General features: G+C 69.3%; 16 protein-coding genes. 7 read left to right on the top strand and 9 right to left on the bottom strand.

Features of this window, described 5'->3' with window-relative positions; translation table 11 throughout:
- The first annotated feature begins 59 nt into the window (after window positions 1-59).
- The 6 genes from parC to AC2YHT_RS03475 all read left to right on the top strand — a co-directional run bounded on the left by parC (window position 60) and on the right by AC2YHT_RS03475 (window position 6,195).
- The gene (gene parC / locus AC2YHT_RS03500; RefSeq protein ID WP_487288197.1) at window positions 60-2,339 is read left to right on the top strand and encodes a DNA topoisomerase IV subunit A; all 2,280 of its coding nucleotides are present in this window, start codon (window positions 60-62) and stop codon (window positions 2,337-2,339) included.
- A gap of 86 nt (window positions 2,340-2,425) precedes the next feature.
- Window positions 2,426-3,841, top strand: a complete 1,416-nt coding sequence (locus AC2YHT_RS03495) for a serine hydrolase domain-containing protein (protein ID WP_487288196.1) — start codon at window positions 2,426-2,428, stop codon at window positions 3,839-3,841.
- 95 nt (window positions 3,842-3,936) lie between these two features.
- A complete protein-coding gene (locus AC2YHT_RS03490; RefSeq protein WP_110121943.1) occupies window positions 3,937-4,191 on the top strand; it encodes a DUF3297 family protein in 255 nt (84 codons plus the stop codon).
- 31 nt (window positions 4,192-4,222) lie between these two features.
- Window positions 4,223-4,462, top strand: a complete 240-nt coding sequence (locus AC2YHT_RS03485) for a hypothetical protein (RefSeq protein WP_487288429.1) — start codon at window positions 4,223-4,225, stop codon at window positions 4,460-4,462.
- A gap of 82 nt (window positions 4,463-4,544) precedes the next feature.
- Window positions 4,545-5,450 (top strand): hypothetical protein, encoded by a 906-nt coding sequence (locus AC2YHT_RS03480; RefSeq protein ID WP_487288195.1) that lies wholly within the window; start codon window positions 4,545-4,547, stop codon window positions 5,448-5,450.
- A 214-nt stretch (window positions 5,451-5,664) separates the two neighbouring features.
- On the top strand, window positions 5,665-6,195 hold the full coding sequence (locus tag AC2YHT_RS03475) for a MarR family winged helix-turn-helix transcriptional regulator (protein ID WP_487288194.1): 531 nt from the start codon (window positions 5,665-5,667) through the stop codon (window positions 6,193-6,195).
- Here the strand turns inward: AC2YHT_RS03475 and AC2YHT_RS03470 are convergent.
- The 7 genes from AC2YHT_RS03470 to AC2YHT_RS03440 form a co-directional block, all read right to left on the bottom strand.
- Window positions 6,144-7,181, bottom strand: coding sequence for a P1 family peptidase (locus AC2YHT_RS03470; protein ID WP_487288193.1), 1,038 nt, complete (start codon window positions 7,179-7,181; stop codon window positions 6,144-6,146). The two genes, AC2YHT_RS03475 and AC2YHT_RS03470, sit on opposite strands and share 52 nt — an antisense overlap.
- Window positions 7,182-7,197: 16 nt before the next feature.
- Window positions 7,198-8,178, bottom strand: coding sequence for a sensor histidine kinase (locus tag AC2YHT_RS03465; RefSeq protein ID WP_487288192.1), 981 nt, complete (start codon window positions 8,176-8,178; stop codon window positions 7,198-7,200).
- 175 nt (window positions 8,179-8,353) lie between these two features.
- On the bottom strand, window positions 8,354-11,635 hold the full coding sequence (locus AC2YHT_RS03460; protein WP_487288191.1) for a TonB-dependent receptor: 3,282 nt from the start codon (window positions 11,633-11,635) through the stop codon (window positions 8,354-8,356).
- A 1,095-nt stretch (window positions 11,636-12,730) separates the two neighbouring features.
- Window positions 12,731-13,687 carry a FecR family protein gene (locus AC2YHT_RS03455; protein ID WP_487288190.1) on the bottom strand — a complete coding sequence of 319 codons (957 nt, stop codon included), beginning with the start codon at window positions 13,685-13,687 and terminating at the stop codon, window positions 12,731-12,733.
- Entirely contained in the window at window positions 13,684-14,277 is a 594-nt protein-coding gene (locus AC2YHT_RS03450) for an RNA polymerase sigma factor (RefSeq protein WP_487288189.1), read from the bottom strand. Before AC2YHT_RS03450 ends, AC2YHT_RS03455 begins: the two co-directional genes overlap by 4 nt.
- A gap of 210 nt (window positions 14,278-14,487) precedes the next feature.
- Window positions 14,488-16,002 (bottom strand): UdgX family uracil-DNA binding protein, encoded by a 1,515-nt coding sequence (locus AC2YHT_RS03445; protein WP_487288188.1) that lies wholly within the window; start codon window positions 16,000-16,002, stop codon window positions 14,488-14,490.
- Window positions 16,002-17,222, bottom strand: a complete 1,221-nt coding sequence (locus AC2YHT_RS03440) for a putative DNA modification/repair radical SAM protein (RefSeq protein WP_487288187.1) — start codon at window positions 17,220-17,222, stop codon at window positions 16,002-16,004. Before AC2YHT_RS03440 ends, AC2YHT_RS03445 begins: the two co-directional genes overlap by 1 nt.
- Window positions 17,223-17,340: 118 nt before the next feature.
- Between AC2YHT_RS03440 and AC2YHT_RS03435 the strand changes: the two genes are divergently transcribed.
- Complete coding sequence (locus AC2YHT_RS03435) at window positions 17,341-17,631, top strand: hypothetical protein (protein WP_487288186.1); 291 nt, start codon at window positions 17,341-17,343, stop codon at window positions 17,629-17,631.
- 175 nt (window positions 17,632-17,806) lie between these two features.
- Here the strand turns inward: AC2YHT_RS03435 and pdeM are convergent, their stop codons facing one another.
- The gene (gene pdeM, locus AC2YHT_RS03430; protein ID WP_487288185.1) at window positions 17,807-18,514 is read right to left on the bottom strand and encodes a ligase-associated DNA damage response endonuclease PdeM; all 708 of its coding nucleotides are present in this window, start codon (window positions 18,512-18,514) and stop codon (window positions 17,807-17,809) included.
- Between the two features lie 10 nt (window positions 18,515-18,524).
- Window positions 18,525-20,585: helicase-related protein (locus AC2YHT_RS03425; protein WP_487288184.1), on the bottom strand; the 2,061-nt coding region annotated here is incomplete at its 5' end.

The raw sequence follows: 20,585 nt of genomic DNA, 5'->3' as shown, positions 1-20,585 counted from the left end.
GCGCCTCGAATCGAGCGGCCGACATCTGCTAGGCTGGCGGGCCGAAACGAATCTGATTGATGAACAAGCCCGTCACTCCTCCCCCCGGCGGTCCCGGCGACGGCGACCGCATTCTCGAAGAGCCGCTGACCGAGGCGCTGTCCAAGCGCTACTTGGCCTATGCGCTGTCGACCATCGGCTCGCGGGCTCTGCCCGACGTGCGCGACGGCATGAAGCCGGTGCACCGGCGCGTGCTCTACGCCATGAGCAACATGCGCCTGAACCCGGAGTCCGCCGCGCGCAAGTGCGCCAAGGTGGTCGGCGAGGTGATGGGTAACTTCCACCCGCACGGCGACCAGTCGATCTACGACGCCCTGGTGCGCCTGGCCCAGGACTTCTCCCAGCGCATCCCGCTGGTCGAGGGGCAGGGCAACTTCGGCAACATCGACGGCGATAACGCCGCGGCCATGCGTTACACCGAATGCAAGATGACGGCGGCGGCGACGCTGCTGCTTGACGGCATCGACGAGGACGCGGTCGACTTCCGGCCCACCTATGACGGCCAGGACGAGGAGCCGGTGGTCCTGCCGTCGGGCTTCCCGAACCTGCTGGCCAACGGCTCGGCCGGCATCGCCGTCGGCATGGCCACCTCGATCCCGCCGCATAACCCGGCCGAGCTGATCGACGCCTGCCTGCTGCTGCTGAGCAACCCCGAAGCCACGACCGCCGACATCCTCGAGCGCGTGCCGGGCCCCGACTTCCCGACCGGCGGCGTCATCGTCGAGCCGGCCGCGTCCTTGCTGGAAACCTACGAGACCGGTCGCGGCGGCGTTCGCACCCGCGCCAAGTGGGAAAAGGAAGAGACCGGCCGCGGCACCTACCAGATCGTCGTCACCGAGATCCCGTATCAGGTGAAGAAGTCGGATCTGGTCGAGCAACTGGCCGACCTGATCGAGAGCAAGAAGGCCGCCCTCCTGGGCGACGTCCGCGACGAGAGCGCCGAGGACATCCGCCTGGTGCTCGAGCCGAAGTCCAAGAACGTCGAGCCCGAAGTGCTGATGGAGAGTCTGTTCAAGCTCTCGGCGCTGGAGAGCCGGTTCTCGGTCAACATCAACGTGCTGGACGCGCGCGGCACGCCGGGCGTCATGGGCATCAAGCAGGCCCTGATGGCCTTCCTGGCTCACCGCCGCGAGGTGCTGACCCGCCGGGCTCGTCACCGCCTGGCTAAGATCGAAGCCCGTCTGCACATCCTCGATGGCCTGCTGATCGCTTACCTCAATCTCGACGAGGTGATCCGCATCGTCCGCTACGAGGAAAAGCCGAAGGAAAAGCTGATCGAGACCTTCGGGCTCTCGGACATCCAGGCCGACGCCATCCTCAACACCCGCCTGCGCCAACTGGCCAAGCTGGAAGAGATGGAGATCCGCCGCGAGCACGCCGAACTGGTGGAAGAGCGCGACGGCATCCTGGCCATGCTGGCCAGCGACAAGAAGCAGTGGGACCTGGTCGGCACGGGCCTGCGCCAGGTGCGCGCCACCCTGCTGAAGATCAAGCACCCGCTGGACAAGCCGCGCCCCACCGGCGTGACCGGCCGCTCGGTGTTCGACGTGGCCCCGGTGGTCGACGCCGACGCCGCCATCGAGGCGATGATCGTCCGCGAGCCGATCACCATCATCCTGTCCGAGCGCGGCTGGATCCGCGCCGCCAAGGGCAAGATCGAGGATCCGTCGGAGCTGAAGTTCAAGGAAGGCGACAAGCTCGGCTTCCTGGTGCCGGCCGAGACCACCGACAAGCTCCTGCTGTTCACCTCGGACGGTCGGTTCTTCACGCTGGGCTGCGCCAACCTGCCGTCGGCGCGGGGTCATGGCGAGCCTGTGCGGATGATGATCGAGCTGGACGACAAGGTGAAGATCATCGACGTCTTCCCGTTCAAGGCCGGCCGCAAACGCATCCTGGCCTCCAAGCAGGGCTACGGCTTCCTGCTGCCGGAGGAGGAGGCCCTGGCCAACCGCAAGGCGGGCAAGCAGGTGCTGACGGTCGACGCCTCGGGCGCGGCCTTCTGCCTGGAAGCCGTGGGCGACCAGTTCGCCGTGATCGGCGACAACGGCAAGATCCTGATCTTCCCGCTGGAAGAGCTGCCGGAGATGCCGCGCGGCAAGGGCGTCAAGCTGCAGGCCTACCGCGAGGGCGGCTTGCGCGACGGCCTGTCGTTCAACGCCGAGACGGGCGGCTTCTGGATCGACTCGGCCCTGCGCCGCCGTGACTGGGCCGACTGGCAGACCTTCGTCGGCCGCCGGGCCGGCGCCGGCAAGCTGGCGCCCAAGGGCTTCCCGACGTCGAAGCGGTTCAAGCCCAAGTAGGCTTGAGTGATGTGATATGGGCGAGGGCGTAGCGCGCGTAGGTAGGCGCCATGCTCTCGCCAACCACCTGTGAGATAAGTCGACTTATGAGCTTGTGGCGCAAGTCCGTCGGAGCCCTGGCCGGGTTCCTGGGTCTGGCCGCCGCCCATCCCGGGGTGGCGGGCGGCTTGCCGCGCGCCAAGCCCGAGGCCGCGGGCTTCTCGTCGGAGAAGCTCAAGCGCGTCGACGAGACCATGCAGCGCCTGGTCGACCAGGGGCAGATCGCCGGCGGCGTCACCCTGCTGGCCCGCCACGGCAAGATCGTCAGCGAGCAGACCTTCGGCAAGCGCGCGCTGGAGGACGTCCAGCCGATGCCGGCCGACGCCATCTTCCGCATCCGCTCGGAGACCAAGCCGGTCACCGGCGTGGCCATGCTGATCCTCTACGACGAGGGCCGCTGGAAGCTGGACGACCCGGTCACCAAGTTCATTCCCGAGTTCGAGAACCTGCGCGTCGCCAACGGCGTCGACGCCAGCGGCCGGCCGGTCCTGTCGCCGCTCAGCCGTCCGCCGACCATGCGCGAACTGATGACCCACACGGCCGGCTTCGCCTACGGCATCGCCGACGATCCGGGCAGCCTGGCCGACCAGGCCTATTACCGGGCGGGCGTGCTGCAGTCGGACTCGCTGTTCTCGATGGTGCAGAAGATCTCGAGCCTGCCGATGTATTCGGAGCCCGGCAAGTTGTGGCGCTACAGCGTCGCGGCCGACATCCAGGGCCTGATCATCGAGCGCCTGTCGGGCCAGGCCCTGCCGGAGTTCATGCGCCAGCGGATCTTCAAGCCGCTGAAGATGAAGGACACCGCCTTCTGGACGCCGCCGGACAAGCTTTCGCGGCTGGCGGCGATCTATGACGCCGACCCCCTCACCGGCAAGCTGACGCCCGCCGTCGAGGGCGGCTGGCGCGACGTCTCCCGGCCGCCCCTGGCGCCGTCGGGGGGAGGGGGCCTGCTATCCACCGCCCAGGACTTCGCCCGTTTCGCCCAGATGATCCTCAACGGCGGCGACCTGGAGGGCGTGCGCATCCTCGAGCCCGAGACGGTGGCGATGATGCGGCTGAACCATCTGCCGCCCAGCTTCCAGGTCACGACCGACGGCACGTCCGGCGTGCTCAAGCCCGGCCAGCAGAAGACGTTCCCATTCGCGCTGGGCATGGGCTACGGCATCGACGTGGCGGTGGCGGTCGATCCGGCCGCCTCGGGCGCGCCGGTCGGGCCCGGCACGATCAGCTGGGGCGGCAGCGCCGGCACCTGGTTCTGGATCGACCCGGCCAACGACCTTTTCTTTATCGGCATGATCCAGCGCCTGGGCGGCGTGGGTCCCGGCCTGGACGCCGAGACCCGCAAGTGGGTCTATCACGCCCTGGAGCGCCCGCCGGTGCGCCAGGCGGCGAACACGCCGTCCAAGGTTCCGGCCGGCTCCTCCAAGGGGCCGCCGACCGGCCGGGCGCCGGCCTCGCGCTGAGGCCTTCGCCCCAACCGCTTGGTTTTCCCGCCTTTCCTCGCTATCACGCCCGCTTCGGCGAGCCCGCTCGCCTCCAGACTTCGAAAGCCGACCCGATGAGCGATACGCCTCCCGACCGCCTGTCCGCCAATCCCGACAGCCCCTTCTACGACGCCGCCGCCATGGAGCGGGGCGTGGGCGTGCGCTTCAAGGGCGTCGAGAAGAACAATGTCGACGAATACTGCGTCAGCGAAGGCTGGGTGCGGGTGACCGCCGGCAAGACCGTCGACCGCAAGGGCAACGCCATGACCATCAAGCTGCAAGGCGAGGTCGTGCCGTACTTCCGCGACCTCGAAGCCCCGTCCGAGTAGGACGCTGGTGAGCGATCCCGATCTCCAGGCCATGGCCGACGACGAGCTGTCGCGCGGCATGACCCTGAGTTGGCGCGAGCTCTCGAAGGTGATTCCCTGGGGAGACACCTTCGAGGGCATTTCGCCGGCCGGCCGCCACGTCGAGGTCGAGCGGAACTACCTCTGGGCCGCCCAGGAAGGCGGCGACATCTTGTGCGAGGTCGCCGTCTATGGCGGCGAGAGCCGCTATGACCAGGGCGCCCGGGCCCGAGGCGTGATTTCCCGCCGCTGAACCCAACCTTCGCCGTGCAAGCGTCGCGCGCATGCGTTAACCATAACGGTGCTCGTCGAATGGCGCTTGCGGGAGGGGTGGGGTGTATCAATCCGAGTTTCCGGTCGAGACGCCGGTCCCGATCTTCGATCCGACCCTGCTGGCCGGCATCGTCCTGATCGCGCTCGCGGTCGCCGCCCTGGCCTATTGCGCGGGGCGCTTCACGGGTCGCAAGGGCCGGGACGAGCGCTGGCGCGACGTGCCCAAGACCATTCACAAGGCGATCCTGGCCCGCTGCGTGGCCGCCACCAGCGCGCCGACGGGCGAGCTGCTGCGCCGCGCCGAGGAGCTGGTCGCCGAGGTCGACGCCCGGGTCGGGGCGCTGATCGAGTTCGGGGCCAGCGGCAAGGCCCTGAAGGCGCTGAGCAAGGCCTGCGTCGGCGAGTTTCCCAAGCCCGAGGTCAAGGCCGAGCACAAGCCGAAGCCCAAGCCCAAGGTCTGCACCTGCGGCGCTCAGGCGGGCCATGACGAGGCCAAGGGCGGCCACGATCCGCACGCCAAGCCGCATGAGCCGACGACGGCCTGCAGGGCGCCCGCGCCCTGCCAGTGCGTGGTCTGCTGCGCGCCGGTCACCATCGGCGGCCTGGCCCTGGCGACGCCGCAGGTGAAGATCAGCAGCAAGCAGACCGTGATCATCAACGCCGCCGCCAGCCCGGCCCAGGCCGTCGCGCCGCACCGCTGCACCTGCGGGGCCGACGCCCACGGCAAGGATCACGATGACCACGAGCACGACGAGGACAAGCCCGAGCCGCCGCTGGAGTGGAACGAGCACATGCGCCGCCTGCGGCTGGTGGTGGTCGAGTTCGCCGACGTCTGGAACAGCCCCGACAATCTGCGCCTGCTCGAACGCTGCCAGAAGCAGCTGACCCAGACCGAGCCGGCCCCGAAGTCCGCCCACGGACATGACGATAGCCATGGGGGCGGCCATGGGGGCGGTCACGGCCACTGAACGGCGCCGCTTGGTTGGGCGCGATTAGGTGCGTATGCTCACGGCAAGGGCGAAATACCCGGTTTCCGCCACAGTCGAGGGCGGACGATTGAGAGCGTTTCCATCGCGGCGCCAGATCGGTCGGCGCTCGCGGTGTGTCGCCAGAGCGTGATTCGGCGTAGAGACGGCTCCGTCTTCGCGGGCCGCGGGCCGAAGCAGGAGGAAAGGAATAGGCATGGCCGCGACGGTCTCATCCCTGACGCCGGGTTCGCCGGACGCCGCCAGTGAGCAGTTGTCGCTCTCGGACTATGTGCCGTACCGCCTGGCCACGGCCTCCAGCGCCGTCAGCCGCCTGATCGCCCGCGCCTACGAAGACCGCTTCGGCCTGTCGATCCCGCAGTGGCGGCTGATGTCGACCCTGATCGAGGGGCCGCTGACCCAGCACCAGGCCGTGGCGCGCACCGCCATGGACAAGGTCCGCGTCAGCCGCGCCGCCCAGGATCTGGTCGAGCGCCGTCTGGTGGCCCGCATCACCAATCGCACCGACCGCCGCTCGCATACGCTGGAACTGACCGCCGCCGGCCGTCGCCTGTTCGCCGAGATCCGGCCGCTGGCCCTGGCCTACGAGGCGGCGCTGCTGGCGGGCCTGGCTCCCGGCGAAGTGGCGACCTTGAAGCGCCTGATGGGCCGCCTGGAAGCCGCCGCCGTGCAGCTCTACGGCGCCGACGCGCCGCCTGACGCCGCCGCGCCGCCCGTCGAGGACTGAGCTTCGAAGACGCCGCGGGCGATGGCCCGCGCCAGGGTGTCGGCCGCCGCCGAGCCCAGGCGGGCCAGCGCCACGGCGCGCCCGGGACCGTCTCCCAGGGTCTGAGCGCCCGAGGCCAGGGCGAAGACCACGTCGCCGTCGAAGGGCGTGTGGACGGGGCGGATGGCCCGCGCCAGCCCGTCCTGCGCCATCATGGCCAGCCGGGTGCATTCGGCGGTCGTCAGGTCGGCGGTCACCGCGACCACAGCCAGGGTGGTGTTGGCGCCCTGCGTCAGCCGTCCCAGCGCCGCCAGCTTGGAATCGTCCGGGATCGGCTCGACCTGCGTCGGCGCGTCGGGCGCGAGGCGGACGCCGCCGAACTCGCCGTCGATCTCCCAGGGCCAGGCCCAGAAGGTTTCGCCGTCGGCCATCCGCACCGAGCCGACCGGATTGACGGCCGCCAGGGCGCCGACCACCAGGCCGTCTCCCAGGTCGAGCGAGGCGCTGCCGATGCCGCCCTTGGAGAGGCCCGCCATCGCCCCGACGCCGGCGCCGACCGAGCCCAGGGCGAAGTCCTCACTCGCCGCGGCGGCGGCCTCGATGCCGAGCCAGCGGTAGGGCGGGTCCAGGCCCCAGTCCTTGTCGCCGCCGTTGCCCAGGTCGTGCAGCACGGCCGCCGGCACGATCGGGATGGCCGGCGAGGTCGGGGCCAGGCGGATGCCGCGCCCGGCCGCCGACAGGGCCGCGACCACGCCGTCGGCCGCGCCCAGGCCGAAGACGGAGCCGCCCGACAGGCAGATGGCGTGGGCCTTGCTGAAATTGTTCTCCGGCCTCAGCACGTCGATCTCGCGCGTGCCGGGCCCGCCGCCGCGCACGTCGACGCCGGCCGTCCAGGCTTCGGGGCAGAGCAGGGCGGTGACGCCGGAGCGCACGGCCTCGTCCTGGGCGTGGCCAACCGCGAGACCCGCGACGTCGGTGATCAGGTTGCGCGGACCGGGACGGGGCATGAGGCTGAACTCCGCTCTAGGCGGGCGTAGGCGTATAGGTCAGGCGGCAGACGGTCCAGCCGTCGACGCGGGCCATGGTGAAGGCGCCGCCCAGTTGGCGGGCCATGGCGTGGACGATGCGCAGGCCCAGGCTCTGCGACTTGGCCGGCTCGAAGCCGTCCGGCGGGCCGGCGCCGTTGTCGCGGATGGTCAGCACATGGTCGGCGCCGTCCTGCTCCAGAGCCACGACGATGCGGCCGTCCGAACCGGACGCGAAGGCGTGCTCCAGGGCGTTGTTGAAGCACTCCAGCATGACCAGGGTGACGGGCGTGGCCTGTTCGGGATGCAGGGCCGTCTCGCCGCCCTCGACCCGCACGCCGTGGCGGGCGCCGGCCGCTTGCCCTGCGTCGTCCAGCAGGGCCTCGGCGAAGGACCGGAAGGGCGTCGGCTCGCCGGTCTGGTCGTGCAGCTGGCGCTGGATCTTGGCGATGGTCTCGATGCGGCCGCCGGCCTCGGTCAGGGCGTGGCGGGCGTCCTCGTCCTTCATGCCCGACGATTGCAGGCGCAGCAGGGCGCCGACCACCTGGATGTTGTTGCTCACCCGATGGTGCATCTCGCGATAGAGCAGGTCGCGGCTGCGGGCCAGGTCGGCCAGGCTTTCGCGCTCGACCGCCAGCTTGCGCATCGTCTGGCGCATGCCGTCGATGAAGAAGATGTCGACCGCCGTGACGAAGACGTAGAACGCGATCGCCACCATGGTCGCGAAGTCGAACCGGAAGCTGTTGTACGGCGGGATGAAGAAGTACCAGGCCGCCAGGCCCGAGAGGGTCGCGCACAGGATCGCGGGGCCGCGGCCAGCGAAATAGGCGGTCAGCACGATGGCCGGGAAGAAGGTCAGGTACGGAAAGCCGGGCGGGAACCAGCTGTTCAGCGCCAGGCGCACGAAGAAGGCGGCCGCGGCGGCGGCGCCCGCCAAGGCATAGCGCAAAGCGATCGAGGACGAGCCCACGCGCGACATGATTTTCGAAAAGGCCCCGACTCGTACGGCGTCGAAAGCTCACGTCGCCGTTGCCGGAACTATTTCCTAAAACAACTTTCGGGTCACGCAAATCCCGACCGCCATGGTCCGAATACGGAAAGGCCCGCTCGTCTGGCGACGGGCGGGCCCTGCGTGATCACCCTTGGGTGGAGGATCAGAACTTCTTGCTGGCGTTCAGGTACCAGTAGCGGCCGGTCGAGTTGGCCAGCGAGCCGTAGTAGCCGAAGTTCGACGAGTTCAGCGGCGGATCCTTGTCGGCGATGTTGCGCACGCCGACGCGGAAGGTCGTGCCGTCCATGCGGCCGCCGCTCTTGAAGGCGTACTGGCCGTAGAGGCTGACCGTGGTCCAGTCGTCGACCTCGTAGTAGCGGCCGTTCACCTGGGTCACGCCGGTGTCGTAGACCGAACCGACGTAGTTGACGAAGGCGCCGGCGCCCCAGCCGTTCTTGCGCCAGGTCATGCTGACGCTGCCGCGGAACTCCGGATTGCCGTCCAGGCGGATCTGGCTGCCGGCGCTGGAGATCGTCAGGCCCGACAGGGTGCCGTCGGCGACGGCCTTCATCAGGATCTGTTCGATCGGGCTGGCGGCCTGGTCGTACTTGGTCAGCTTGGCCACGTTGACGGTGACGCCGAAGTCGCCCCAGGGGGTGTCGTCCAGGTCGTAGTCGAGGCTGAAGTCGACCCCCTGCAGGACCCGCGGCTGCAGGTTCATGTAGGTGTCGTTGATGTAGGAGATCGTGCCGACGGTGTTCGTGCCGGTCGCGGCCTCACGCACCACGTTGGGGTTCGAGCTGCCTTGCAGACGCAGCAGGTAGTCGTAGGCGATCTGGTTGTAGCCGCCCAGGATGCCGATGACGTTCTTTTCGCGGATCGACCAGAAGTCGGTGGTCAGGGTGACCTTGCCGAACTCGAGCGGGATGAAGCGCGGCTGGTAGACGAAGCCGATCGAGGCGTTGTCGGCTTCTTCCGGCTTCAGGTCCTTGTTGCCGATGCGCACTTCCAGCGTGCTGGCGCTGGAGCAGGTGACGGCGTTGATCCGGCAGGCGGCGTAGTCGGTGCGGCTGTTCGAGACGGTCGCGCCTTCGCTGTAGAACTGCGGCAGGTTCGGCGCGCGGAAGCTCTGCGACACCGAGGTGCGGAACGACAGGCCTTGGCCGACCTTCCACAGCAGGGCGCCCTTGGGCTTCAGCACGTTGCCGAAGTCGGAATAGTACTCGTCGCGGGCGGCGAGCTGCAGGGTCACTTCCTCGACGAACGGGATGTTCATGTCCGACGAGATGATCGGCACGGCCAGTTCGCCGAAGATCGACGAGATCTGGCGGTGGGCCGAGACGTCCGGAGCCGCCGAGGCGCCCATGACGTCGCTGCCGTAGGTCACGCCCGTCACCGAGTTGGTGTAGGTGATCGTGCCGTCCATGCGGTCGTCGCGGTCGTCGCTGAAGGTCTCGCGACGCCATTCGGCGCCCAGGGCCACGCCGACGTCGCCGCCGGGCAGGCTGAACAGGTCGGCCTTGTTGACCTTGAAGTCGGCCAGGGCCAGAGAGGTCTTGCTGATGCGGTAGACGTCGATCAGGAACGAGTTGATCGTCGCCTTGCTGTTGGGCGTGCCATCCTCACCCGAATAGTTGGTCAGCGAACCGCCGTTGAACGGGTTGTAGGCGGTGGAGTCCGTGCGGTTCACGGCCGCCTGGAAGAGGGTGTTGCTGATGGCGTTGTGGGTGGCGTCCTTGGTGTTGGCCTCGGAATACAGCAGCGCCGATTCCCACTTCCAGCCGTTCCACTTGCCCTTCACGCCGCCCAGCAGGCGGAAGTTGTTGTCGGTGACGGTGTAGGTGCGCGGACCCGCGTCGACCGGACGGTAGGTGGTGATGTTCATCGCCAGGCCCGTGGTCGGCACGCCCGTCAGGCCCGAGAGCCGGTTGGGGTTGGCCGAGCCGTCGCTGAGCGTGGTCGGGCCGAAGGGGTTCCAGTAGGCGTTGGCCGCGATGCTGATCGGGGCCGACGACAGCGGGGCCGACTGCTCGCGCTGGCCGGTGAACAGGGCGTGGTAGAAGCCGGCTTCGCCGAACAGGGTCAGGCCGTTGTCCAGATCCTTCTCGGCGGTCGAGAACAGGTTGGTGCGCTCCAGCCCGCCCTTGAGGGTGCGCTGGGTGTTTTCGTCGTAGCGCAGCACGCGGTCGGTCGTGCCGGTGATCGTGCCCGACTTGATGCAGATGTCGCCGCTGAGCGTGGCGCTGCTGCAGCCGGCGGCGGTGTTGGACACCGGCTCGATGTGGAACACGCCCGACGAGGTCAGGGCCGTGCCGTTCTGGCGGACCACCGTCGAGGACGGGATCACCGTGAACGAACCCCAGGGGCTGGAGGTCGAGCGGTTGTCGAAGCTGGTCGAGCCGGCGAACAGCTCGTCCTCGATCTGGCTGCGGTGATCTTCGCTGGCGGCGTAGTCGCGCTCGGTGGCCATCATCCGGCTGTGAGCGGTGTAGTTGCCGAAGAAGGTCAGGCGCGTGCCGTCTTCCAGGCGCGTGCCGGCCTTCACGTTGAACGAGCCTTCGCGATAGCCGGTGCCTTCCGAGCCGCCGACCTGGCTTTCGATCTTCAGGCCGCGGAACTTGGTGTCGAGCACGGTGTTGACCACGCCGGCCACGGCGTCGGTGCCGTAGATGGCCGCCGCGCCGTCGCGCAGCACTTCGACGCGCTTCACGCCCGAGACGGGCAGGGCGTTGGTGTTGGCGGTCTGCACCGGAACGAAGTTCTCGGTCTGGGTGCCGGGGTGCAGCACCAGGCGGCGACCGTTCAGCAGCATCAGCGTGTTGCCGGTGCCCAGGTTGCGCAGGTTGATCGACGAGACGTCGCCGCGGGCGTCGTTGAGGTTGCCGGTGGTGCGGGCTTCCTGGAACTGGACGTCGCCGGCCTGCGGGATCGAACGGAACAGCTCGTCGCCCGAAACGGCGCCGGTGGCGACGATCTCGGCCTCGCCGACCACGGTCACCGGCAGGGCTTCGGTGGTCTTGGCGCCTTCGATCTGGCTGCCGACGACGACGATGGCTTCGACTTCGGCGACTTCTTCGGGAGCCGCTTCAGTCGCGGCGGCTTCCGACTGGGGGCGGGCGGCCGGGGCGGCGCGCAGCGTGATGGTCTTGCCGTCGTCCGAGGCGACGACCAGGCCGGCGGCCTCGGCCAGGCGCTTCAGGGCCTCGGCGTCCGGCAGTTCGCCGGTCACGGCCGGGGTCTTGCGGCCGGCGGCGGCCTCGTACGGGAACAGGACCTGCTTGCCGGTCTGCTTGGCGTAGGTCTGCAGGGCCGAGACGGCGTCCTGCGGCGGGATGTTGAAGGTGTGGCGCGAGCCCTGGGCGGCGGCCTGACCGGCGATGGTCAGGACGGCGGCCGAGGCCAGCAGCAGGCCGCGGACGGTCCGGCGGCGTTGATCGGTACGCATGGACAAGATCTCGAGTCCCCTTTGTCCGCCGCGCCCCCTCGACGCGACGTTCTTACCGGCTTCGACGGGGGGCGTTACGGAAACCTCCAGTCGGCGCGTAAAATTTGTGGCGGAGGTGTGACGGGTGTGGCGGATGGGCAACGTTGAGGGCGCGCGACCTCGTCCTCACGCGGTGATCCGCTGAGCTGATGAAGGAGAGCGGAGCGCCCGGGCGACGCCCGGAGGTGCTTTGTGTTGTTACCGTTTCGACGAAGCCCGTGCGCTCCGCGCGGTCGTTGGGCTGCCGGCTTCCCGGGCGGCGGCGCTCTTAACGCCTTACCAGGACCATCCGCCAGGTTTCCCGTTTGGACGGCGACGAGGAGAGGGGTGCTCTGTAGTCCTCGCCCAAGCCGACGGCGGGCGGGCCTGGCCAGCGCCAGGTCCCCGGACGCGACGGATCTTCCCAATCCGCCCCAGTCCCGCTCGATCGCATCCCGCCGCCGCATGGTCGCTGGCCGCGCGCCCCTTCGGTGCGGCGAGACGGGGTTATTATGCGGGTGGTTTGAGCGCGTCTGATCCAGGACGGTGAGAAAGTTGTAAGGGGTTGGATTGGTTGGGGTTTGATCCGAGGCCGGCGGGGATCCAGCTTCGCCTATCCCCGTCAGCAGACCTCCCTCCGTAAAATCCCCGCGAAAGCGGGGACCCAGGCTTTTTCTGAAACCCCCGGCGCTCGACGATAAAACACCTGGGTCCCCGCTTTCGCGGGGATTTTACGGAGGAGAGGCAGGCTCTCCCTCCCTGTAACCTCCCCAACCCCAAACGCCGCCTTCCTGGGCCTTGTGCCCAGGATCCATCGTTCAGCCGCTCAGGCCGATCAAGGATGGCTCAAGGTCTGAGCGGTCGCCGGCATGGGCCCTCGCCACAGGGGCGAGGGAGGCGGGATTTGGGGCGAGTTCGGGACGGCTAAAAGCCTGGCTCCCCGCTTTCGCGGGGATTTTACGGGGAGAGGATCGGGGTGGGACCGTGGGCGGTGTAACCCCTCACCCTCCCACGCTTCGCGTGGGCCCCTCCCTCTCCCTATGGGAGAGGTGCTTTGAGGGACGGGAGGGTCTCGAGCTACCCCTTCCGCGCCAGGCGGATCACGCCGTCGTCGCCTTCGCTGGCCCGGACCGGGAAGGCGCTGGTGACGGCGGTGACGAAGGCCTGGGGTTCGGTGCTCTGGAAGTAGCCGGCCAGGCGCAGGTCGGCGATCGACGGGTCGGCGATGCGGACCTTCTGGCGGTTGTAGCGGTTGAACTCGGCCACGGCCTGGCTCAGCGACTGGCCGTTCAGCGCGATGGCGCCCTGGCGCCAGGCGAGCGCCCGGTCGATCTCGGCGTCCGACAGCGGCTGGGCGTGACCGCCGTGCGGGCCGTAGACCATGGCCGTGCCGGCGGCGATCCGCACTTCCTTGGCCGGCCCCTTGCCGTCGGGCTCGATGTCGGCGGCGCCGCGGCGGACGGTGACGGCGGCGTTCTCGGCCCCCAGGCGGACGGAAAGCTCGCCGCCGCCGGTCTCGATGCGGGCGTCGCGGGCCTTGACCACGAAGGGACGGGCGTCGGGGGCGGCTTCGAACAGGGCCTCGCCCTTGACCAGCTTCACCTCGCGCACGCCGTTGCGGTAACGCACGACGACCTTGCTGTCGGTGTTGAGCTCGATGCGGCTGTTGTCGGCCAGCACCACGACGCGGCGCTCGCCGATGTCGGTGGCGTAGGCGGTCGAGGCAGTGGCGCTGAGCATGCCGGCCCCAAGGACGCCGGCGATCGCGGCGGCCGCGGCCATCATCGTCCAGGGCGAGCGGCGGTCGAAGGCGCGACGGGCTTCTTCCGGCGCGAACAGGTCGGCGTCCGGCTTGGCGGAGACAGGCTTGAACACACGCAGACGATCGGCGCGCTCCCAGGCGGCGTGCTCGCGCTCGAAGGCGGCCTCGTTTTCGAAGCTTTCGGCGCGCCAGGCCTCGAAGGCGGCCCGTTCGTCAGGCGCGCAGGCAGGATCGGACAGCCGCACCACCCACTGGGCGGCGGCTGCTCTCACTGCTTCGCGTCGCGATCCCGCTTCCCGACCCATGAACGCCCTTCGTCGATACGCACTGGCTGGGTCGCGCCCGAGCGGCCCAGCTTTTCGGAACAGTAGCGAAGCCCCTTGATCAGGTGCTTCTCGACAGTCGAGACGGACAGGCCCATGCGAACCGCTATCTCGCCCGGCGACAGGCTATAGACTTTCCTGAGGGTGAATACACGCCGGCATTGTGTCGGCAGCTCGGCGATCGCCTCGCGCAGCTGGCGAAGTTCGTCGCGCGAGACCAGCGAGGCCTCGGGTCCGGGTGTCTCGTCCATGCCGCCGATCTGCTCGAAATCGGCCACGGCGGTGATGGTCAGCACCTTGCGGCGACGCAGGCCGTCGAAGGCGATGTTGCGGATGGTGCGCGAGGCGAAGGCGGCGGGATTGGTGATCTCGCGCCAGGTCTTGCAGGCGATCACCCGGGCGAAGGCGTCGTGGACCAGATCTTCCGGATCGGCCTCGCCGTTGCGGCAAAACTTGCGCGCATAGGCCAGAAGCCGCGGTTCCAGGGGCAGGATTTCCCTGCGGAACCAGGCTCGGCGCTGTTCGTCTTCTGGTGTCATCGCCCTCGTTCCCCGGCCGGGAACCAACCCCGGCGAAGCCGTCGTGGCAAGAGGCGAACACGCGCCCCGACGGCGGAGAGGGCTTATGCGCCGTGTTTCCGCGGGTAACATTGCGAGGTGGGGCAAGGACTTGCGCCCGGTGCGCGGACGCCAAAAGATTCAGCAGATTTTTTGCGCGGCCTGTCCGTCAGGCGAGCGCTCGCGCCTCCTTCAGTCGAGCAGTCCGGCAAGCTCGCCCGCAAGGCGCAAATCCTCGACGAATTCGGTTCGTGCACGCTCGCGGGCGGCGGCGTCCGGCAGGCGCAGCAGGAAGGACGGGTGGTAGGTCAGCACCGCCCGGGTTTGATCGGGCAGTTGCAGCGCCTCGCCGCGATTGGCGCCGATGGGCGTGATCTTGCCCATCACCGCGTGCGCCGCCGTTGCGCCGAGGGCGACGATCACCCGGGGGCGGACCAGTCGTCGCTCGGCGTCGAGCCACCAGCGGCAGGCCTGCACCTCGCCCCGGTCCGGGGTCTTGTGGATGCGCCGCTTGCCGCGCGGCTCGTGCTTGAAGTGTTTGACTGCGTTGGTGACGTAGGTCCGATCGCGCGGCACGCCGGCCTGTGCGAGCGCCTCGTCGAACACCTGGCCGGCGGGGCCGACGAAGGGGCGGCCGGCCAGGTCCTCCTGGTCGCCGGGCTGCTCGCCGACGAACATCAGCCGGGCGTGGGCCGCGCCTTGGCCGGGGACGCCCTGGGTGACGTCGCGCCACAGGTCGCAGCGGCGGCACAGCTGCACGCCGGCCGCCACGGCCTCGAGGCTGGCGGGGACGTCGCCGTTGTAGGATCCGTCGCGAGCCTGGCGCAGGGCGGCCTTCAGCACGCGGTCGGGAGCGGGGGAGGGCGTGGCGGCGACCATGGCGGCGGCGCGCGCCTGGGCGGTTTCGATCAGCTGCGGAATGAGCCGCGCCTCTGGGAGGTTGCGCCAATAGCGCTTGGGCATCTCCTGGCGCATCATCTTCTCGTTCAGCCGCGCCGGGTTGAAGATCGAGGCGTAGTAGGTGCGCCAGAGCTCTTCCTGGGCGTCTTCGGCCGGCGCGTCGGCCGGATCGGCGCCGTCGGAGACCTTCAGCGTCTGCCCGTCCCAGGCCACGCAGGCGTCGGGCGTCAGTATGGTCCAGGTCATGGTGGTGAAGCGGCGGGCGAAGAACGGGGCGGCGGCCTCGGTGACGCGGTGGGCCGGCTCGAACCAGGCGGCGTAGGCCTCCGGCTCGGTCTCGACCAGGCGGAAGCGGACGAAGGCGTGCATCTTGTGGATCGCCCGCGACACCGCCTTTTCCATGTCGCGGGCTTTCGCGACATCGGGATCGGCGGGGTTGTCGATCAGGCGGGGTTCGCGCTCCAGCCGCCACAGCAGCCGATAGAGCAGGGCGAAGCGCTCGCCGGAGCGGTGCAGGACGACGGACTTGGCCAACTCGACGAAGGCGGGCGGCACCGTAAAGCCCCTCCCCCTTGCGGGGAGGGGTTGGGGTGGGGGTGTGAGCTCGGCGTCTCTAGAGGATCGATCGGCCATCTCCGCGCCGACACCCCCACCCCCTGCCCCCTCCCCGGAAGGGGGAGGGGAGAAGAGGTCGCGCTCCACCGTCCAGATCACGGCTTCGGGCGAAACGCCCTCGGCCCGCAGGTCGCGCGCCGCGACCCGCCAGCCGTCGAAGTCGATCTCGGAGGCCAGCCGCACCACGCGCATCAGAAGAGGCTCAGCTGCGCCGGTTCGACCAGGCGGGCCTTCAGGTGCTCACCGTCGGTGGCCATGCCCGGCGTCCAGCCCTCGGCGACGACGAAGGCCTTGGCGCGCTTGACCACGGCGCCGACGCGCTTGAGGTCGTCGAGGGTCAGCCGCGCCTGGCGACGGGCCAGCAGGATGCGGTCGACGGCCTTGGCGCCCAGGCCCGGCACGCGCAGCAGGGTCTCGCGGTCGGCGGCGTTGACGTCGACGGGGAATCTGTCGCGGTTCCGCAGCGCCCAGCCGGTCTTGGGATCGACCGACAGGTCCAAATCCTCGCCGGCGCTGATGATCTCCGGCTGCTCGAAGCCGTAGAACCGCATCAGCCAGTCGGCCTGGTAGAGGCGATGCTCGCGCAGCAGGGGCGGGCGGCTAGACGGCAGGCGGTGGCTGGAATCCGGGATCGGGCTGAAGGCCGAATAGTAGACGCGGCTGAGGCGATAGGCGCCGTAGAGCGAGGCGCTGCGGGCCAGGATGTCGCCGTCGCTCGCCTGGTCGGCGCCGACGATCAGCTGGGTCGACTGGCTGCGGGCGAAGGTCTTGCGGGGCGCCGTGCGGGCCGGCTCGGCGCGCTCGTCGATGGCCAGGCGCATGCGGCCCATGGCCCGCTTGATGTCGCCGACGTCCTTCTCGGGGGCCAGGGACTTCAGGCTCTCGTCCTGGGGCAGTTCGATGTTGATCGACACCCGGTCGGCATAGAGCCCGGCTTCGGCCGCCAGCTCCGGCGAGGCCTCGGGGATGAGTTTCAGGTGGATGTAGCCGCGGAAGTCGTGGTCCAGCCGCAAGGCTTTGGCGATGCGGACCATCTCCTCCATCGTGTAGTCGCCGTTGCGGATGACGCCCGACGACAGGAAGAGGCCCTCGATATAGTTGCGCTTGTAGAAGTTGAGGGTGAGGTCGACGACCTCCTGCACGGAAAACCGCGCCCGGGGCGTGTTCGACGACACCCGGTTGATGCAGTAGGCGCAGTCGTAGATGCAGAAGTTGGTCAGCAGGATCTTCAGCAGGCTGATGCAGCGCCCGTCCGGGGCGTAGGCGTGGCAGATGCCCATGCCTTCGGTGGAGCCGACGCCCTTGCCGCCGACGGAGTCGCGCTTCTCGCCGCCCGATGAGGCGCAGGAGGCGTCGTACTTGGCGGCGTCGGCGAGGATGGAGAGCTTGCGGCGGATATCGAGAACGGCCATCGCTTACCGTATCGTTCTCCATATGTTCCGTCCAGCGGCGTGATGTCGCGCGCTATGTCGCCTGTCGGGGAACAACCGTCGGTCCCACGCGATCCCCTTTCAGCAAAAGGAGCCTTTCATGGCGCGCCGTAAAGACGACTGGCCTTCGACGATGTTCGACGCCTGGGCGCTGGGGATGGAGGCTTCGGCCGTCATCGGCCTTAGGACCATGGTCCTGGCCGGCGGCGGGGCGCGGGCGCAGAGCGAGGCGATCCGCATGACCACCGAGAAGATGGCGGCGGCGGCCGACGTGGGGCTGAAGTTCTGGACCGGCGGCCTGCCCCAGGCCCCGGACGCGGCGACGCGGGCGGTGATCCGGGACTACCGGACCAAGGTGCGCGCCAATCGGCGGCGGCTGGCGAAGGGGTAGGGCGAATCTCCAGAGATCGCCTTCCTGGGCCTTGTGCCCAGGATCCATGGTTCCGCTGCTCAAACCTTTACAGGACGGCCTGTGTTTGAGCGGTCGCCGGCATGGGCCCTCGCCACAAGGGCGAGGGAGGCGGTTATGGGTGATGCTTCAAGCGCGAGGCGATCTTGAACGCGACCTAATCCGGCCGCAGCGAGCGCGGCCCCACCGCGTGCACCCGCTTGCCGCCCAGGGCGCCGGCCAGGGGCGGGGCGGCGAACAGGTTGGAAAAGGCCTGGTCGAGGATGTTGAGGCCCCCGGTATAGGCCCCGAAGGCCGGCAGGATCAGGCGCTGGCCGTCGGTGACGAAGCAGCGCTTGCGCACGCTGCCGCGACCGCTGGAGACGCGGGCGGCCGGGTGCAGGTGGCCGGCCACCTCGCCGGGCTGGACGCCGGGCTCGGGCTCGTGGCGCAGGATCAGGCCGCCGATGGAAAGCTCGTCGATCACCTGGCCGGGCAGGGCGCGGGGGCCGTCGGCGTCGTGGTTGCCCACCGCCCAGATCAGGTCGCGGCCGACGGCGAGGGCGCGCAGGCGCTCGGCGTCGTCGGCGGCCAGGCGATCCTCGGCCGCGCCGTCGTGAAAGCTGTCGCCGAGGAAGATCAAGGTCGCCGGCGTCAGGGCCGCCACCTCGGCCTCCAGGCGGGTCAGGGTCTCGCGGGTGTCGTAGGGCGGCAGCATCTGGCCGAAGCGGGCGGCGTAGGACGAGCCCTTCTCGAAGTGCAGGTCGGCGACCACCAGGGCGCGCTCGGCCTCCAGCCACAGGGCGCCGGAGCCGCGCAGCAGCACCAGCCGCTCGGACACCATGACCGTCAGGCCGCCGCAGTCGCTGAGCTGGAACCTCGTCAAGCCGAACACCTCAAGAAAGGGCCTCCGCGATCAGGTCTTCCTCCGCCTCGGCCAGGATCATGTCGCTGGCCGCGTCGCCGGGCGCGCGCTCGCGGCCGATCTCCAGCATGATCGGCACGGCGAAGGGCGAAACCTTGTCCAGCGCCGCATGGCGGATGCGGCCCTTGATGCGAGCCAGTAGATCCCCCAGCCGCGCCACGTCCAGCTGACCGGTCGCCGCATCCATACGGGCGCAGCGTAGCAAGAGGTGGTCGGGCTGGTGCTTGCGCAGCACGTCGTAGATCAGGTCGGTCGAGAAGGTGACCTGCCGGCCCGACTTCTCCTCGCCGGGATAGCGTCGCTCGATCAGCCCGCCGACCAGGGCGCAGGCCTTGAAGGCGCGCTTCATCAGGAAGCTTTCGTTGAGCCAGTCCTCCAGGTCGTCGCCCAGCATGTCCTGGTCGAAGAGGTCGGAGAGATCCAGCTCGTCCATCGGCCGCAGCGACCAGATGTTGAGGGCGTAGTCGTTGCAGACAAAGCCCAGCGGCCCGACGCCCAGGCGGTCCAGTCGGCGGGTCAGCAGCATGGCCAGGGTGGTGTGCGCCAGCCGCCCCTCGAAGGGGTACATGACCATGTGGAACCGCTTCCCGCGTGGGAAGGTCTCCAGCAGCATCTCGTCCTCGTCGGGGATCAGCGAGCGGAGCTTCTGATAGGCCATCCACTCCTGCACGTCGGGGGGCAGGGCCAGCCACTCGGCCTCGTCGTGCATCATCTTACGCACGCGGCCGGCCAGATAGGTCGAGAGCGGGAACTTCGACCCGCCCCAACTGGGCATCTTCGGGTCCTTGTCCGGCGCGGGCGTGACGAAGGCGTCAGCGCCCACCAGGCTGTTGAAGCGCCAGACCTGGCCGGCGAACACGAAGGTGTCGCCCGGGGTCAGCTGCTCGAAATAGCCTTCCTCGGCCTCGCCGATCTTCCTGCCGCCCATCGGTCTGCGGCCGCCGCCGATGCGGACATTGACCACCGCCGGCGAGACGATGGCGCCGACGTTCATCCGGTGGCGCTGGACGACCTGGGCGTTGCGGGCCTTCCAGAAGCCGTCGACGTCTTCCACGATCCGGCGGAAGCGATCGTAGGTCTTGAGCGCGTAGCCGCCGGTTGAGACGAAATCGACCACGGTCTCGAAGTCCTCCCACGACATGTCGGCATAGGGGCCGGCGGTGCGAACCTCGTCATAGAGGTCGAGCAGCTTGAAGGGCTCGGAGCAGGCGCAGCCCATGACGTGCTGGGCCAGGACGTCGAGAGCGCCGACCCGGGCCGGTTCGCCGTCGAGATGGTTTTCCAGGATGGCGTCGGCGGCGGCGCGGCACTCCAGCATCTCGAAGCGGCTGGCGGGCACGAACAGGGCGCGGCTGGGCTCGTCGAGGCGGTGGTTGGCGCGGCCGATCCGCTGGACCATCCGCGAGGCCCCCTTGGGCGCGGCCAACTGGATGACCAGATCCACGTCGCCCCAGTCGATGCCCATGTCCAGGGTCGAGGTGCAGACCACGGCCCGCAGCTCGCCGCGCGCCATGGCCGCCTCGACCTTGCGCCGCTGCTCGGCCGACAGGCTGCCGTGGTGCAGGGCGATCGGCAGGCCTTCGTCGTTGAGCTTCCACAGCTCCTGGAACGCAAATTCTGCTTGGAAACGCGTGTTGACGAAAACGAGCGCCGTGCGGCTGGCGGCGATGATCGCATAGACCTCGGCCATGGCGTGCTGGGCGGTGTGGCCGGCCCACGGCACGCGGCCGCCGGAGACCAGGACCTCGACGACGGGCTGGGCGCCGCCGGAGCCGAGGACGAGGTCGACGGAAGGAACCTCCCCCTCTGGGGGAGGCGATCGCGAAGCGATCGGAGGGGGGAGGGCGTCGAGCGTTTCGGAAGCTGAAACCGCCCCCCCACCGGCGCGAAGCGCCGCCTCCCCCAGAGGGGGAGGTTTCTGGGCGCGATCGATCCTCCCCCCTTGGGGGAGGTGGCCCGGAGGGCCGGAGGGGGACGGCCGCAGGCCGCTGGCGCTGGGGGGGGCGGTGGGGGTTTTTGTCCCCCCCCCCCG

Source organism: Caulobacter sp. SRI_008 (assembly GCF_057586355.1).
Note: the sequence above shows the minus strand (reverse complement) of the source record. Positions and strands in the feature narration are given on the sequence as shown.